Below are 17,616 nucleotides of genomic sequence, written 5' to 3'. Positions count from 1 at the left end.
CGATGTGGTGGGCAGCGTGCGGTGCGGCAATGGTCGAGAGCCCTTTGTCTGGGTGGCATGATCATGTCACCCAGACAAAGGGCTCTTGAGGCTGCTACGGTCCTCCGCCCGACCGGTCAGGCCAGCGGCAGGTAGACCCGCCCGCCAGCGGCGACGAACTCGTCGGACTTGTCCTGCATGCCGCGGACGGCGTACTCCTTCAGATCCTGCGTGATCTTCATGGAGCAGAACTTCGGCCCGCACATCGAGCAGAAGTGCGCGGTCTTCGCCGGCTCGGCGGGCAGCGTCGCGTCGTGGTACGACCGCGCGGTCTCCGGGTCCAGCGAGAGGTTGAACTGATCCTCCCAGCGGAACTCGAACCGCGCCTTCGACAACGCGTCGTCCCAGTCCTGCGCCCCCGGATGCCCCTTCGCCAGGTCGGCCGCGTGCGCCGCGATCTTGTACGCGATCACGCCGGCCTTCACGTCGTCCCGGTCCGGCAGCCCGAGGTGCTCCTTGGGCGTGACATAACAGAGCATCGCCGTGCCGAACATGCCGATCATCGCGGCGCCGATGGCCGAGGTGATGTGGTCGTACGCGGGTGCGACGTCGGTGGTCAGCGGGCCCAGCGTGTAGAACGGCGCCTCGTGGCACCACTCCTGCTGGAGGTCGACGTTCTCCTTGATCTTGTGCATCGGCACGTGCCCGGGACCCTCGATCATCACCTGCACGTCGTACTCCCAGGCGACAGTCGTCAGCTCGCCGAGGGTACGCAGTTCAGCGAACTGCGCCTCGTCGTTGGCGTCCGCGATCGAGCCGGGCCGCAGACCGTCGCCGAGGGAGAACGTCACGTCGTAGCGGGCCAGGATCTCGCACAGCTCCCGGAAGTTGGTGTAGAGGAAGTTCTCCTGGTGATGCGCCAGGCACCAGGCAGCCATGATCGAGCCGCCCCGTGACACGATGCCGGTGACCCGGTCCACCGCCAACGGCACGTACGGCAGCAGCACACCGGCGTGCACCGTCATGTAGTCCACGCCCTGCTCAGCCTGCTCGACGACGGTGTCCCGGAACACCTCCCAGCTCAGCTTCACCGGATCACCGCCGACCTTCTCCAACGCCTGGTAGATCGGCACCGTGCCGATCGGCACCGGGGAGTTGCGCACGATCGCCTCGCGCGTCTCGTGGATTCGCTTGCCGGTGGACAGGTCCATCACGGTGTCCGCACCCCACCGGGTGGCCCAGGTCAGCTTCTCCACCTCCTCGGCCACCGAGGAGGTCACCGCCGAGGTGCCGATGTTCGCGTTGACCTTGACCAGGAAGGCCTTGCCGATGATCGCCGGCTCACACTCCGGGTGGTTGACGTTCAGCGGCAACACGGCCCGTCCCGCCGCGATCTCGTCCCGGACGAATTCCGGTGCCATCCCCTCCCGGATCGCCACGAACTCCATCTCCGGCGTGACGACACCGGCCCGCGCGTACGCGAGCTGCGTCGGCCGCTTGCCGTCCGAGCCGGCCAGTGGGGTCCCGGCACCGCGCACCGGCGCCACATCGGCCCGCTCGGCGATCCACGGTCCCCGCAACGGTGCCAGCCCGACCTCCGGATCAGAGCCCGGGCCGGAGGTGTCGTAGAGCCGTACCGGAGGGTTGTCTCCGGTCAGTTCCACCTCCGCGAACGGCACCCGGATGTCCGGTCGGGATCCCTCGACGTACACCTTGCGACGTGCCTGCATGACAGCCTCCCTGATCAGGCGGACCAGCCGAAGTGGTCCATCGGTCCGCGTCCCGCGCCCAACTCCCAGTCCCGCGCGCCGGTCAGCGCGCGGGTCACGTACTCCTTTGCGGCTCCGACCGCCGCCGGCACCGGATCGCCAAGCGCCAGCCGTACCGTCACGGCCGCCGAGAACGAGCAACCGGTGCCATGCGTGTGCCGCGTCGGCACCCGGGGGGCACGCAGCACCGTCGTCCCGTCCGGGCCGTGCAGCACGTCCACCGCCTCCGCACCGGCGTCCACGTCGCCGCCGGTGACGATCACCCATTCCGGTCCGCCGGCCGCCAGGGCCCGCGCCGCCGTGGTCATCTCCGCCACGTCGGTCACGGCCGCCCCGGTGAGGGCTGCGGCCTCCGCGCTGTTCGGTGTCGCCACCCGGGCGTACGGCAGCAGCCGCTCCACCGCCTCCACCACGCCGAGCCGGTGCCCGCTGGTGGCCACCAGCACCGGGTCGACGACGAGTTGCGGCAGCCGGCCGGCCGCCGCCGCGTCGGCGATCGCGGCAGCCACGGCCGGGGTGCCCAGCATCCCGGTCTTGACCGCCCGCACCGCGAAATCCGACAGGACACTGTCGAGCTGGTCGGTGACCAGTTGCGGCGGCAGCGGCAGCACCGCGTCCACGCCCCTGGTGTTCTGCGCGGTGACCGCCGTGAGCACGCTCGTGCCGTACGCGCCGAGCGCGGCGAAGACCTTCAGGTCGGCCTGGATGCCGGCGCCGCCACCGGAGTCGGAACCGGCGACGGTGAGCACGGTGGTGGGGGTCACGGCACTTCCTCTTGATTGGTCCGGGGTTCGGTTGTTGCTGTTGGGGGCTGCGGCCGACCGTGCCCGCTCCGGGCGGTCAGGCTTGATCCCTGCGTGGGCACGGTCGGCCGCAGCCCCGTCGTGGTCCGTCCGGTCGGGACGTGCCGGCCTGCGGGACTCGGGCCCGTCGCGGTCGTGCCCACCGGGACCTGCCGGCCTGCGGGCTTCGGAGTGGTCGCCTCGGGTTGGGTGGCCTGTCCGAAGGCTCGGGTCAGCGTGCTGGCTGCGGCGGTCGGGTCGTCGGCGCGCATGATGGCGCCGAGGACTGCGACGCCGGTGGCGCCGGCGACGGCGCAGGCGCGTGCCTGGGCAGGGGTCTCGATGCCGCCGAGGGCCAGCACGGGCACCGGGCTCAGCCGGATCAGCTCGGTCAGGCCTCCGGGGCGCAGGGGCGGGCCGTAGCCGGGCTTGGTCCGCGTGGGGAAGACCGGTGAGAGGGTGACGTAGTCCTCGGTGGTGAGGCGGCGCAGTTCCGACGCGTCGTGGCAGGAGCGACCGACCAGGTCGGCGACGGGCGGCGGATAGGGGCCGGCCGCCGACAGGTGCAGCGCGACCGGCGACCGGCCGGTTCCGGTGCTGCCGGGCCGGATGCCGGCACCAGCGCCGGTGAGGTCGGCACCGGACCCGTCGGCGGTGGCGCCGAGCGCGGCGCGGCCGGGATCGCCGTGGTCGATCAGCGGGTCGGGGCCGGCGATGACGAGGGTGCCGCCGGCCTCGGCGAGGATCGACCGCAGCTCGGTGGCGAGGGCGAGGCGCTCGACGCGCGGCAGATCCTTCTCCCGCAGCACCACCCAGCGCACTCCCCCGGCCACGGCCGCCGCCACCACCTCCACCAGCGCCCCCCGCGCCACCCGCCGATCGGTCAGCAGCACGACTCCCGAGGGCACTTGGATCTTGGTGCGAACCGGCCCCTGGAGGGGCGCTCCCGGGCCAAGATCGACGAGATCAGTCCACGCGGTCACAGGTCGGGGCGGCCTTCGTCTGGGGTGGAGGCGAGGGCGTGGAAGCGGCGGGGGATGCGACCGGCACCGTGGGCGAGGCGACCGGCCTCGATCGCGTACCGCATCGCGGTGGCCATCGCCACCGGGTCCGCCGCCCGGGTCACCGCGCTGGCCAGCAGCACCGCGTCGCAGCCCAGCTCCATGGCGAGCGCCGCGTCGGAGGCGGTGCCGATACCCGCGTCCAGGATCACCGGCACGCCGACGTCCTGCCGGATGAGCCGGATGTGGTGCGGATTGTTGATCCCCAGGCCGGAGCCGATCGGCGCGCCGGCCGGCATCACCGCCGCGCAACCGACGTCGGCCAGGCGCCGCGCCAGCACCGGATCATCCGAGGTGTACGGCAGCACGGTGAACCCGTCGTCGACCAGTTCCTCGGCGGCGCGCAGCAGTTCCACCCCGTCGGGCAGCAGCGTCCGCTCGTCGCCGATCACCTCAAGCTTGACCCAGTCTGTCTCGAAGGCGTCCCGGGCCAGCCGCGCCACCTTCACCGCCTCGCCCGCCGTGTAGCAGCCAGCGGTGTTCGGCAGCAGCCGCACGCCACACCTGTCGAGCAGGTCCAGCAGGCCACCTGAACCGCCCGGCACCGTCTCCACCCGACGCAGCGCCAGGGTGACCAACTCGGTGCCGGAAGCCCGGATCGCCTGCTCCAGCACGTGCAGGTTCGCCGCACCGCCGGTACCGAGGATCAGCCGCGAGTTGAACCGCACACCGCCCAGCTCGAAGCCGGTCGACTCGTTCTCCATCCGACTCACCCGCCCTGGGCGGCGCTGAGCACCTCGACCCGGTCGCCGCCGCGCAGCACCGTCGCCGGCCAGCCGGTACGCGGCACCACCTCGCCGTTGACCGCCACTGCCACACCGCGCTGCTGGCCGGTGACGTCGCGGACCAGGTCGGCCACCGTCAGCCCGTCCGGCAGGCTGCGGCCGGCACCGTTCACCGTCAGTTCCACGAGTCATCCTCCGTCGATGGCTGGAAAGTGCTGCCGGCAGCGGCCGCGCCGACGACGCCCGGCTGCTCGGCGAACCGGTCCGCCCGGAAGGGAGCGAGCAGCGGGTCGGAGCCGCGACCTCCGGTGACCAGATCGGTGATCAGGTCCGCGGTGACCGGGGTGAGTACGATCCCGTGCCGGTGGTGACCGGCGGCGACAAGCACGTCCGGGTGCCCCGGCAACGGGCCCAGGATCGGGGCGTTGTCCGGTGTGCCCGGACGCAGCCCGGCCAATGTCTCCACCAGGTCGTACTCGGCGATCTCGGGTAGCAGGTCGACGGCGGCCCGCAGCAGCCGCAGCACCGCACCGGCGGAGACGTCCAGGTCGGAGCGCTCCTCGACGGTCGCGCCGACGACCACCTCGCCGCTGTCTCGCGGCACCAGGTAGACGTGCTCGCCGTCGGCGTACCCCCGGATCACGTGCCGGAAGCCTGGCGGCCCGCCATCGGGCGCGCGCAGCCGCAGCACCTGTCCCTTCACCGGACGGACCGGCAGGCCGGTAAGTGCCGCCGCACCGCAACCGGCGGCGACCACGGTCACGCCGGCCGTGACGTCAGACAGCCGGCGTACCGGCTCGGTGACCAGCTCCGCTCCCGCCCGCTCCGCCGCCAGCCGCAGCGCCGGCACCAGCCGGCGCGGGTCGACCTGATGGTCGGTGGTGGCCAGCGCGCCGCCGCGCACCCGGGGCGCCAGCGCCGGCTCGCGCTCGCGTAGCTGCGACGGGCGTAACGGCGTCACCGGCAACCCCAGCCCCTGCTGGTACGCCCAGAGCCGGCGAGCCTCCGCGAGGTCGTCGGCGGTGAGCCCGACCATCAGGGTGCCCTCGGTCCGGTAGCCGATGTCGACGCCGGTCGCCTCGGTCAGTTCGGCGGCGAAGCCGGGCCAGCGGCCGGCCGACTCGGTGAGCAGGCCGGTCAGCTCCCGCTCGCCGAAGTACGCCTCGGCGACCGGTGCCAGCATTCCGGCGGCCACGTGCGAGGCACCGGATCCGGGTGCCGGATCGTGCACGACCACCCGCAACCCACGGGTGGCGCACCGCCAGGCGACCGCCCAGCCGATCGGGCCGCCTCCCACGACGGCCACCTCGGGCCGGTGTCGCCGCGCCACGCCGGTGGTGACGGGCTCCCCGGTCAGCATGTCAGCGCCCGAACCAGGTCGGCGGCGACGCGGGCGGGATCGGTGGCCCCGGCGAGCGCGCCGACCACCGCCACCCCGTACGCGCCAGCGGCCCGCAACTCGGGCACGTCCGCCGCCGTCACCCCACCGATGGCGATCACCGGCACCTCGACCGCGTCGACCACCGCCCGGACACCTGCCGCGCCGATCGGTGGTGGCAGCCCGTCCTTGGTCGCGGTGGCGCGGCACGGCCCCACACCCAGGTAGCTGGCCCCGGCGGTGACCGCCGCGAGCGCAGTTGCCGGTTCCCGGGCGGTGGCACCCAGCACGGCGGCCGGGCCGAGCACCTCGCGGGCCGCCGCCACGGGCAGATCGTCCGCGCCGACGTGGCCACCGGCGGCTCCGGTGGCCAGTGCCACGTGCAACCGGTCGTTGACCAGGCAGGGCACCTGGTACGGCGCGCAGCGGGCCAGTACCTGCCGGGTCAGCTCGTACGCCTGCCGGTCGGTCGCGGTGTCCTCGACCCGGACCTGCACCACCAGTTCGGTACGGGCCACCGGCAACACGGCACGGAGCACGGCGAGTGGATCCCGCCCGGGTCGGGTGTCGGTGATCAGATGCAGTCGTCCCAGGGACGGCACGGCAACACTCCTCCCTGCGCCGGCATTACCCGGATCAGGTTCGACGGTCGGGGGCTCACAGCCCCCCTCTCAGCCCGGTACACCGGGCTCCCGTGGGTTCGTTGGGTGTCACCGTACGTCGTTTCGCCGGCTCCGCCAAGCCCGTCCTGCGCCGCCGGCTGGGGCGAGGGCTCGCCCGCCACGCCGACTCACGTCGTTCTGCTGGACCGACCCGCAGCGGCACGGCGACCGAGAAAAGGCACCGATATGCAGCGACTCAGACCAATAAATAAGGTGGCCGTTACCAAACCGTTACCAGAGTTCACCTTGCCCGAAACTCATTCACGAACACAAATTGAATGATCGGATCGGCTTGTCGCCACCCAGACCTCGCTCGTCAGGCATGGGGGTCGGACCGACGCGGAGTGACCACCGCCGTCCACTCCGACCCGCCCCACCGACAGAGGAGATCTTCGTGCCCCGACCCCGTCGGCGGCGAGCACCGCTCGCCCCAGTGACCGTGGCGCTACTCGCCCTGGTACTCATCCTGGCCGCCGCACCGGCCCCGATCGCCGGCCCTGCCACCGCCCGCGCCGCCAGCCCCACCGCCGCCCAGCCCGCCGGCCCGGCCGTCCCAGTCGCCGCGGCGCAGGCGGAACCGTACTCCGTCCTGGTCTTCTCCAAGACCGCCGGATTCCGGCACGACTCGATCCCGGCCGGCATCAGCGCGATCCAGCAGCTCGGCACGGCGAACGGCTTCACGGTCACCACCACCGAGGACAGCGCCACCTTCACCGACACCAACCTCGCCAGGTTCAAGGCGGTCATCTGGTTGTCGACCACGGGTGACGTGCTCAACGCCAGCCAGCAAGCGGCCTTCGAGCGCTACATCCGCGCCGGTGGCGGATACGTCGGCGTGCACGCCGCGTCCGACACCGAGTACGACTGGGCCTGGTACGGCCAACTGGTCGGTGCCTACTTCAACAGTCACCCGGCCAACCAGACGGCCACTGTGAAGGTCGAGGACACCACCCACGAATCGACGCGGCACCTGCCGGACCGGTGGTCCCGATACGACGAGTGGTACAACTTTCGCACCAACCCCCGCGCCCGTCAGGTGCAGGTGCTGGCCTCGCTCGACGAGCGCAGCTACAGCCCGGGCAGCGGGGCGATGGGGCACGACCACCCGATCGCGTGGTGCCAGAACTTCGACGGTGGCCGGTCCTGGTACACCGGTGGCGGGCACACCCAGGAATCCTTCACCAACGCCGAGTTCCGGCAACACCTGCTCGGTGGTATCCAGACCGCGGCCGGGGTGGTGCACGCCGATTGCGGTGCCGGCCGAGCCGCCAGCTTCGAGAAGGTGACGCTGGACAGCAACACCAGCAACCCGATGGAGCTGGACATCGCGCCCGACGGCCGGGTCTTCTACATCGAACGCGACGGCCGGGTGCAGATCATCAAGCCGGACACCGGCCAGACGGTCACCGCGCTGCGGCTGAGCGTCTTCGCAGGTAACGAGGACGGCCTCCTGGGCATCCGGCTCGACCCCAACTTCGCCAGCAACGGGTGGGTCTGGCTCTACTACGCCCCGAACGCGGGCGGCTCCCGCAACCACCTGTCCCGGTTCACCGTCACCGGGGACACGATCAACCCGTCGAGTGAGCGGGTCGTCCTGGAGGTGCCCACGCAGCGCAACACCTGCTGCCACATGGGCGGGACGATGACCTTCGACTCGGCCGGCAACCTCTACCTGGCCACCGGGGACAATACCAACCCCTTCGAGTCCAGTGGCTACAGCCCGTTGGACGAGCGTTCCGGGCGGGCGGACTACGACGCGCAGCGCACCGCCGGCAACACCAACGACCTGCGCGGCAAGGTGCTCCGGATCCGGCCGCAGGCCGACGGGACGTACACCATCCCGAGCGGAAACCTCTTCGCCCCGGGCACTGCGCGGACCCGCCCGGAGATCTACGCGATGGGCTTGCGCAACCCGTTCCGGATCGGCATCGACCCGGTCACCAACGTGCTCTACGTCGCCGACTACGGCCCGGACGCCACCACCACCAACGCGAACCGGGGCCCGGAGGGCCTGGTCGAGTGGAACATCGTCGACCGGCCCGGCAACTTCGGCTGGCCGTACTGCCACGGCAACAACCAGGCGTACAACGACTACCAGTTCCCGTCCGGCCCGAGCGGGGCGAAGTTCAACTGCTCCGCGCCGGTGAACGACTCCCCCAACAACACCGGCCTGACCAACCTGCCGGCGGCCATCCCGGCCACCGTCGACTACGGCTACGGCGGCAACAGCCGCTTCCCGGAGATCGGCGGCGGCGGAGCGCCCATGGCCGGCCCCGTCTACCGGTACGACCCGACCATCTCGTCGCGGCGGCAGTGGCCGGCGTACTTCGACGGCAAGTCGATCTTCGGCGAGTGGAACCAGTCGCGGATGTACACCATGCAGGTCAGCCGGGACGGCAAGACGCTCGTCGACATCAACCGGATCCTCGACCAGATGACCTTCGTCCGGCCGATGGACTTCGAGTTCGGCCCCGACGGCGCGCTGTACCTGATCGAGTGGGGCAGCGGCTTCGGGGGCAACAACGACAACTCCGGCGTCTACCGGATCGACTACACCGCAGGCGCCCGCGCCCCGGTCGCTGTCGCCTCGGCGAACCCGACCTCCGGAGCGCCACCGCTCGCTGTCACCTTCTCCAGCGCCGGCTCGCGCGACCCCGACGGTGGCACGCTCACCTACGCCTGGACGTTCGGCGACGGCGGCACCTCCACCCAGGCCAACCCGACCCACACGTACACCCGGTCCGGCAGCTACACGGCGCAGCTCCGGGTGACCAACCCGGCGGGACGGACCGCGGTGGCGAACGTGCCGATCACCGTCGGCAACACGGCACCGACCGTGACCATCGAATTTCCGCCGGATGGAGGCTTCTTCGCCTGGGGTGACCAGGTCGCCTACACCGTCAAGGTCACCGACCCGGAGGACGGGACCATCGACTGCGACGATGTCGAGCTCCAGGTCCTGCTCGGCCACGACGAGCACGCCCACCCGCTGGAGCGGCACACCGGTTGCACCGGCACGGTGCAGACCCAGCTCGCCGACGGCCACGGGGCGGACGCGAACGTCTTCACCGTGTTGGAGGCGACCTACACCGACAAGGGCGGGTCCGACGGGGCCGAGCCGCAGACCGGCCGGGCGCTCGTGGTCCTTCAGCCGAAACGCAAGCAGGCCGAGTACTACTCCGCCACCGGTCGGGTGGCGGGCGCCACCGGGGGCGGCACCGCCGGGGTGGAGCGGGAGACCACAGGTGACACCGCCGGCGGCGGGCAGAACATCGGATTCATCGAGGACGGCGACTGGTGGTCGGTGAGTCCGGCCAGCCTGACCGGCGTCACCTCGATCCGGTTCCGGGTCGCCTCGGCCACCTCCGGCGGCCGGATCGAGGTACGCGCCGGCGCCGCGAACGGACCGCTGATCACCACCGCCACCGTGGCCGGCACCGGAGGGTGGCAGACGTACACCGACATCACCGCGCAGATACCCAACGGCGCCGCTGCGGAGGGCTCGTTGTACTTCGTCGCCCGGGACCCGAGCGGCGGCTCCGGCACCCTGTTCAATGTCAACTGGATGGACTTCGTCGGTCCCGGGGTGAGCGGCAACGCCCCGCCGACGGTCGCCGCCACGGCCACCCCGACCAGCGGGACCGGGCCACTGACCGTGACCTTCACCGGTACGGCGACCGACCCGGACGGGGACACCCCCCTGACGTACGCCTGGGACTTCGGCGACGGCGCGACCGCGAACACGCTCAGCGCCACCCACACGTACACCACGCCGGGCAGCTACACCGCCATCCTGACGGTCACCGACAGCCGGGGTGCCCGGGGGCAGGCAAGCGTGCCGATCCGAGTCGACGGGGCGGGCAACCCCTGCCAGGGAGCGCAGGGGCCACTGCGCTCCGACGAGTTCACCGGCACCTCGCTGGATCTCCAGCGGTGGACAGGCGTGGTGCGGGGGAACACCTCGTACTCGGTCGCCGATGGTTCGCTGCGGCTGCCCACCGCGGCGGGTGACCTGTACGGCACCCGCAACGACGCCACAAACCTGGTGCTCCAGCCCGCACCCAGCGGAGCCTGGCAGGCGACCACCCGGGTGACCCTGGCGGCCCGGGCCGACTACCAGCAGGCCGGTTTGCTCATCTACGGCGACGACGACAACTACGCCAAGTTGGACCTGCTCTACGGCGGCAGCCGCCGGGTGGAGTTCATCAGGGAGAGTGCCGGGACGCCGCGGAACGAGAGCACGGACTCCACAGCGGCTCCCACAGGTGACACCATCCATCTGCGACTGACGAGCGACGGGACGAACCTGACCGCCGCCTACTCGACCGACGGGCAGAGCTTCACCGCGGTCGGCCGGTCCGCCGCGCTGGCCGGGATCACCAACCCCCGGATCGGTCTCTTCGCCCTCAACGGCGGCACCACCGCACCCGTGGTGAACGCTCAGTTCGACTGGTTCCGGATCACCCCGGATGTCACCACGAGCGTCGTCACGCCGTCGGACGAGTTCACCGGCAGCAGCCTGGAGAAGTGCCGGTGGAACGCCATCGTGCGGGAGGATGCGACCCGCTACCGGGTGACCGACGGCGCGCTGCGCATCGACGTGCCGAACGGTGACATCTACGGCACCGGCAACACCGGGCCGACGAACTTCATCCTCCAGAACAGCCCGGCCGGGAACTGGACAATGCAGACCCGGGTCGACGGCAGTCTGCTCAATGAGCAGTACCAGCAGGCGGGCCTGCTGGTGTACGCCGACGACGACAACTACCTCAAGTTCGACTACGTGACGGACAACGCGGCCGGTCAGGCGGTCTCGCGGCGGATCGAGTTCCGCAGCGAGGTCGGCGGGGCGGTGCAGAGTACGCAGCCTCAGGCGACCGGCCTGACCCAGGGGATCTGGCACCTGCGGCTGACGCGCAGCGGCAGCACCTTCACCGCCGCGTACTCGGCTGACGGCACGAGTTGGACGACCCTGGGGTCGTTGACGAGCACCGCGGTCGGGACGACCCCGAGGGTGGGCCTGTTCACTCTCGGCGCCAACCAGACCGCCTCGAAGACGGCCGCGTTCGACTACTTCCGACTCACGCCGGGGTAGTCGGCCGACACAGCCGGTCCATCGATGCCGGTCCGTACCTCTGCTCTGAGGTGCGGACCGGCGCTCGTGGTGGTTTGGGCGGGCTGTGCGGGAATGTCACCCCCATTTACCGAAACGTTATCCATCGAAGTCTTGCCATTAATCGTTTCAACGGAACTAATTTGTTCAACGACTCGACATAAATGCTGGAACGGCACCCTTCGGCAAGGTGTCCGAACCGGCTCCATTTGGGACGGTCTTCGGCGAGCCGTCCCCCGCGACCAACGTCGAGTAACGACAGAGGAGACCGGAGTGCCCCGACCACCCCGTGCCCGCGTACCCATCACCGCCACACTGCTCGCCCTCGGCCTCGCCGCCACCGGCCTCGTCGGCGTCCCCGCCGCACAGGCCGCGCCGCGCACCGAGGCGATCGCCCAGAGCACCCCCGTCCAGCAGGCCAAGCGCACAGCAGTCCCCGAGGCCGCCGCCGAGACCTTCTCGGTGCTGGTCTTCTCCAAGACCGCAGGCTTCCGCCACGCATCGATCCCCACCGGCATCGCCGCCATCCAGGAACTCGGCGCGGAACACGGTTTCACCGTGGACACCACCGAGGACGGCGCCGCGTTCACTGACGCGAACCTGGCCCAGTACCGCGCCGTCATCTGGCTCTCCACCACCGGTGACGTGCTGACCGCCGACCAGCAGGCGGCGTTCGAGCGGTACATCCAGGCCGGTGGCGGCTACGCCGGCATCCACGCCGCCGCCGACACCGAGTACAGCTGGTCCTGGTACGGCGAACTGGTGGGGGCGTACTTCAACAGCCACCCGGCCAACCAGACCGCCACGGTCAAGGTCGAGGATCCGGCTCACCCCTCCACCGCGCACCTGCCGGATCGCTGGTCCCGATACGACGAGTGGTACAACTACCGCACCAACCCGCGTGGTGCGGTGCACGTGCTGGCCACCCTCGACGAGACCAGTTACTCCGCCGGCTCCGGCGCGATGGGGCACGACCACCCGATCGCCTGGTGCCAGGACTACGACGGCGGCCGGGCCTGGTACACCGGCGGCGGCCACACCGACGAGTCGTACGCCGAACCGGAGTTCCGCACCCACCTGCTCGGCGGCATCCGCACCGCCGCCGGAATCCAGGGTGCCGACTGCGGGGCGTCGCTGACCGCCAGCTTCGAGAAGGTGACGCTGGACAGCAACACCAACAACCCGATGGAGCTGGACGTCGCGCCCGACGGCCGGGTCTTCTACATCGAACGCGACGGCCGGGTGCAGATCGTCAAGCCGGACACCGGCAACACGGTCACCGCCATCGACCTCGACGTCTTCACCGGCAACGAGGACGGCCTGATCGGCATCCGCCTCGACCCGGACTTCGCGACAAACAACTGGGTGTACCTCTACTACGCCCCGAACGACGGGGTGGCGCGCAACCTGCTGTCCCGCTTCACGGTCAGTGGTGACTCGATCGACGCGGCCACCGAGAAGGTGGTGCTCCAGGTCGACACCCAGCGCAACACCTGCTGCCACGCCGGCGGCACCATGACGTTCGACTCGGCCGGGAACCTCTACCTGGCCACCGGGGACAACACCAACCCGTTCTCCTCGGACGCGTACACGCCTATCGACGAGCGGCCCGGACGCGCCGACTACGACGCGCAGCGCACCTCCGGCAACACGAACGACCTGCGCGGCAAGGTGATCCGGATCCACCCGGAGGACGACGGGACGTACACCATCCCGGAGGGCAACCTCTTCCCGCCGGGCACGGAGAAGACCCGACCCGAGATCTACGCGATGGGCTTCCGCAACCCGTTCCGGATCGGCATCGACCTGGCCACCGACACCCTGTACGTCGCGGACTACGGCCCGGACGCCGGGTCGGACAACCCGAACCGGGGCCCCCGGGGCCTGGTGGAGTGGAACATCGTCGCCGAGCCGGGCAACTACGGCTGGCCGTACTGCACGGGGACCAACGAGGCGTACAACGACTACCAGTTCCCCTCCGGCCCGAGCGGACCCAAGTTCGACTGCGCCGCCGTGGTGAACAACTCGCCGAACAACACCGGCCTGACCAACCTCCCGCCGGCCGTCCCGGCCACCGTCGACTACGGCTACGGCGGTGACCCGCGCTACCCCGAGATCGGTGGCGGCGGCGCGCCGATGGGCGGGCCGGTCTACCGGTACGACGCCGACCTCGACTCGGACCGCAAGTGGCCGGCGTACTACGACGGCAAGGCGCTGCTCGGCGAGTGGAACCAGTCGAAGATGTACACGATGCAGGTCACCGAGGACGGCAAGGAGCTGGTCGACATCAACCAGCTGCTCACCGGGATGTCCTTCATCCGCCCGATGGACTTCGAGTTCGGTCCGGACGGCGCGATGTACCTGATCGAGTGGGGCAGCGGTTTCGGCGGCAACAACGACAACTCCGGCGTCTACCGGATCGACTACATCGCCGGTGACCGGGCACCGATCGCGGTGGCCAGCGCCGAACCGACCTCCGGGCAGCCCCCGCTGGAGGTGACCTTCTCCAGCGCCGGTTCCCGCGACCCCGACGGTGGCACGCTCACCTACGCCTGGACGTTCGGCGACGGCGGCACCTCCGCCGAGGCCAACCCCACCCACACGTACACGTCGGCCGGCAACTACACCGCTCAGCTCACCGTCACCAACCCGAAGGGGCGTACGGCGGTGGCGAACGTGCCGATCACGGTCGGCAACACCGCACCGACCGTGACGATCGAGTTCCCGCCGGACGGTGGCTTCTTCGACTGGGGCGACCAGGTCAAGTACACGATCAAGGTGACCGACCCGGAGGACGGCGAGATCGACTGCGCCGACGTCCAGCTCCAGGTGCTGCTCGGTCACGACGAGCACGCCCACCCGCTGGAGCAGCACACCGGCTGCACCGGCACGGTGCAGACCCAGCTCGCCGCCGGCCACGGCGCCGAGGCGGACGTCTTCACCGTCCTGGAGGCCACCTACACCGACCAGGGCGGATCCGGTGGGGCCAACCCGCTCACCGGCCGGGCGATCGAGATTCTCCAGCCCAAGCGCAAGCAGGCCGAGTACTTCACCGCGACCGGGCGGACCGAGGACGGCACCGGCGGCGGTGACGCCGGCGTGGTGCGCGAGGCCAGCGGCGACTCCGCGGGCGGCGGACAGAACATCGGCGCCATCGAGGACGGCGACTGGTGGTCGGTCGTCCCGGCCGACCTGACCGAGATCGACGAGATCCGGTTCCGGGTCGCCTCGGCGACGAGCGGCGGCGTGATCGAGGTCCGCGCCGGTGCGGTCGACGGCCCGGTGGTCGCCTCGGCGACCGTGCCGGGTACCGGTGCCTGGCAGACCTACACCGACGTCACCGCACCGGTGACCGGGGCGGCGAGCGGTTCGCTGTACTTCGTGGCCCGCCACCCGACCGGGGGCTCCGGATCGCTGTTCAACGTCAACTGGGCGGACTTCGTCGGCAAGGGCGTCACCGACAACGCACCGCCGGCGGTCACCGCCACCGCCACGCCGACCACCGGCACCGCGCCGCTCACCGTCGCGTTCAGCGGTACGGCCACCGACCCCGAGGGCGACACCGCGCTGACGTACGAGTGGGACTTCGGTGACGGCGGCACGGCCGACACGCTGAACGCCGAGCACACCTACGCCGCGCCCGGCAACTTCACCGCCACCCTGACGGTGACCGACAGTCGGGGTGCCCGGTCGTACGCCACCGTGCCGGTCCGGGTCGAATCGCCGAACACCTCCTGCCTCGGGGCACGTTCGGACAACTTCGACGGCGACACGCTCAACCGCGACCGGTGGAGCAGCGTGGTGCGGGAGAACCAGCTCCTGTCCGTCTCCGACGGCGCGCTGCGACTTCCCACCGGGGTCGGTGACCTCTACGGCAGCCGCAACGACGCGACAAACCTGGTGCTCCAGCCCGCGCCGACGGGTGCCTGGCAGGCGACCACGAAGGTCACTGTCCCGGTGACGGCCACCTACCAACAGGCTGGTCTGATCGTCTACGGCGACGACGACAACTACGCCAAGGTCGACCTGCTCTACAACGGCAGCCGGCGGGTGGAGTTCCTCCGGGAGACTGCCGGCACGCCGCGCAACGACAGTGCCGACAACGTCGCCGCACCGGAGGGTGACACCGTCTACCTGCGGATCAGCAGCGACGGCACCAACCTGACCGCGGAGATGTCGGCCGACGGGCAGACCTACAGCCCGGTGGGGCGGTCCGCCGCGCTGGCCGGCATCGAGAACCCACGGATCGGCCTCTTCGCCCTCAACGGTGGCACCGACGCCCCCGTCGTGGATGCCGCGTTCGACTGGTTCCAGGTGACGCCGGACGAGCCGGCCGGGCCGGTCGACCCGTCCGACGACTTCGACGGCATCTCGCTGGACAAGTGCCGGTGGAACGCGATCCTGCGGGAGGACCCGAGCGCCTACCGGGTCAGCGGCGGCAAGCTGGACGTCGACGTGCCCAACGGTGACATCTACGGCACCAACAACACCGATCCGACGAACTTCATCATGCAGAACGCCCCGACCGGCGACTGGACGATGGAAACCAAGATCGACGGCAGTCTGCTGGACGAGCAGTACCAGCAGGCGGGTCTGATGGTGTACGGCGACGACGACAACTACCTCAAGTTCGACTTCGTGGTGGACAACCAGGCCGGCCAGCCGGTGTCTCGGCGGATCGAGTTCCGCAGCGAGATCGGCGGATCGATCCAGGATCCCCAGCCGGGTGCGGAGAACCTGACCTCGGCCGAGTGGTACCTGCGGGTGTCGCGCGCCGGTGACACCTTCACCGCGTCGTACTCGGCGGACGGCACCACCTGGACGGCGTTGACCGAGCTGGTCAACGCGGCCGTGGGGGCGACCCCGAAGGTGGGCGTGTTCACCCTCAGCGGCAACCAGACCGCCTCGAAGCCGGCGTCGTTCGACTACTTCCGGTTCTCCACCGAGGCCGGGCCGGACGACGACACCGCCCCGGTCACCACGGCCGAGGTGTCCGGCACCCCGGTCGAGGGTTGGCTCACCGGCCCGGCGACTGTCACCCTGACCGCCGCCGACAACGACGGCGGCAGCGGGGTGGCTCGCACCGAGTACCAGCTCGACGACGCCACCACCTGGACCGCCTACACCGCACCGGTGCAGGTGACCGGGGACGGCGAGCACGAACTGCGGTTCCGCTCGGTGGACGAGGCCGGCAACGTGGAGGAGACGAAGACGGTCACCGTCCGCATCGACGCCACCGCGCCGGTCAGCACCGCGACGTTCGCTCCGGCCAACGACGAGGGCTGGCACGACGGCACCATCCCGGTGGTGCTCACCTCGACCGACGCCGGTTCCGGGGTGAAGCTGCTGGAGTGGTCGCTGGACGGCGGCGACTGGACGCCGTACACCGAGCCGGTGCAGATCAGCGGTGACGGGGACCACGAGCTGCTCTACCGGGCCACGGACACCGCCGGCAACGCCGAGACGCTCAAGTCGGCGGTGGTGCGGATCGACGGCACCAAGCCCACCCTGTTGGTCTCCGGCATCGCCGACGGCCAGCTCTACGGTGACAGCCAGGACGTCCGCGTGTCGTGGCAGGCGGTCGACCCGACCTCGGGCATCGCGTCGGTGGTCGGTCAGCTCGACAACCGCCCGTACGTCAGCGGCACGCTCCAGGCGATGTACGAGCTGCCGCTGGGCCTGCACGAGCTGACCGTCACGGCGACCGACAAGGCGGGCAACGCCACCACCGCGTCGGTGCGCTTCTTCGTCACCACCTCGTTCCGGGACATGCAGAACCTGCTGGACCGGTTCAAGGCGACGGGTCGGCTCTCCACCAAGGCACACAACCAGTTGTCGAAGCGACTCTCCAACGCCCGTACGGCGGAGGCGGAGGGCAACGACAAGCGGGCGATCAACCAGCTCACCGCGTTCCGGACGCTGGCCGGTGACGCTGAGCTGGTCGGCGAGGCGGAGATCCGGGACGTGCTGATCCGGGACGCCGACGCCATGATCGTCCGGCTCGGTGGCACGGCCAGCAAGATCGGCGTACAGGCCAACGACGGCGAGTCCGTCAAGGGCGCCGGCCGCCTCGGCGGCGACCCCACCCGCCTAGCCCCGGGGCGTCGCCTCTGAGCGACAGTTCCCGGTAGCACACAAGGGCCCCGT

9 protein-coding genes and 1 riboswitch are annotated in these 17,616 nt (G+C 70.7%); of the genes, 2 read left to right on the top strand and 7 right to left on the bottom strand.

The features are described from left to right. Positions 1-116: 116 nt before the first annotated feature. The 7 genes from thiC to AB0I71_RS25500 all read right to left on the bottom strand — a co-directional run bounded on the left by thiC (position 117) and on the right by AB0I71_RS25500 (position 6,296). Positions 117-1,709: a phosphomethylpyrimidine synthase ThiC gene (gene thiC / locus AB0I71_RS25530; protein WP_357588678.1), complete on the bottom strand. Its 1,593-nt coding sequence runs from the start codon at positions 1,707-1,709 to the stop codon at positions 117-119. A gap of 14 nt (positions 1,710-1,723) precedes the next feature. Continuing rightward, positions 1,724-2,512 (bottom strand): bifunctional hydroxymethylpyrimidine kinase/phosphomethylpyrimidine kinase, encoded by a 789-nt coding sequence (gene thiD / locus AB0I71_RS25525; RefSeq protein ID WP_357588676.1) that lies wholly within the window; start codon positions 2,510-2,512, stop codon positions 1,724-1,726. Beyond that, the gene (locus AB0I71_RS25520) at positions 2,509-3,438 is read right to left on the bottom strand and encodes a thiamine phosphate synthase (protein ID WP_357588674.1); all 930 of its coding nucleotides are present in this window, start codon (positions 3,436-3,438) and stop codon (positions 2,509-2,511) included. The genes thiD and AB0I71_RS25520 overlap by 4 nt, the downstream gene beginning before the upstream one ends. Positions 3,439-3,509: 71 nt before the next feature. Continuing rightward, on the bottom strand, positions 3,510-4,295 hold the full coding sequence (locus AB0I71_RS25515; RefSeq protein ID WP_357588672.1) for a thiazole synthase: 786 nt from the start codon (positions 4,293-4,295) through the stop codon (positions 3,510-3,512). A gap of 5 nt (positions 4,296-4,300) precedes the next feature. Beyond that, positions 4,301-4,501 carry a sulfur carrier protein ThiS gene (gene thiS / locus AB0I71_RS25510; RefSeq protein WP_099849631.1) on the bottom strand — a complete coding sequence of 67 codons (201 nt, stop codon included), beginning with the start codon at positions 4,499-4,501 and terminating at the stop codon, positions 4,301-4,303. Then, on the bottom strand, positions 4,492-5,676 hold the full coding sequence (gene thiO, locus AB0I71_RS25505; protein WP_357588669.1) for a glycine oxidase ThiO: 1,185 nt from the start codon (positions 5,674-5,676) through the stop codon (positions 4,492-4,494). Before thiO ends, thiS begins: the two co-directional genes overlap by 10 nt. Continuing rightward, the gene (locus AB0I71_RS25500) at positions 5,670-6,296 is read right to left on the bottom strand and encodes a thiamine phosphate synthase (RefSeq protein WP_357588667.1); all 627 of its coding nucleotides are present in this window, start codon (positions 6,294-6,296) and stop codon (positions 5,670-5,672) included. The genes thiO and AB0I71_RS25500 overlap by 7 nt, the downstream gene beginning before the upstream one ends. Continuing rightward, a riboswitch (TPP riboswitch) is annotated at positions 6,291-6,400 on the bottom strand. It overlaps the preceding gene by 6 nt. Positions 6,401-6,750: 350 nt before the next feature. On the opposite strand from AB0I71_RS25500, the gene AB0I71_RS25495 reads away from it, so the two are divergent. Next, complete coding sequence (locus tag AB0I71_RS25495; RefSeq protein ID WP_357588665.1) at positions 6,751-11,451, top strand: ThuA domain-containing protein; 4,701 nt, start codon at positions 6,751-6,753, stop codon at positions 11,449-11,451. A gap of 291 nt (positions 11,452-11,742) precedes the next feature. Continuing rightward, complete coding sequence (locus tag AB0I71_RS25490) at positions 11,743-17,583, top strand: ThuA domain-containing protein (protein ID WP_357588663.1); 5,841 nt, start codon at positions 11,743-11,745, stop codon at positions 17,581-17,583. Positions 17,584-17,616 lie beyond the last annotated feature (33 nt).

Origin of the sequence: Micromonospora sp. NPDC049891 (assembly GCF_040660295.1) — a bacterium.
GTDB lineage: Bacteria > Actinomycetota > Actinomycetes > Mycobacteriales > Micromonosporaceae > Micromonospora.
The sequence above is the reverse complement of the archived record's forward strand: the minus strand, read 5'-3'. Positions and strand labels throughout refer to the sequence as shown.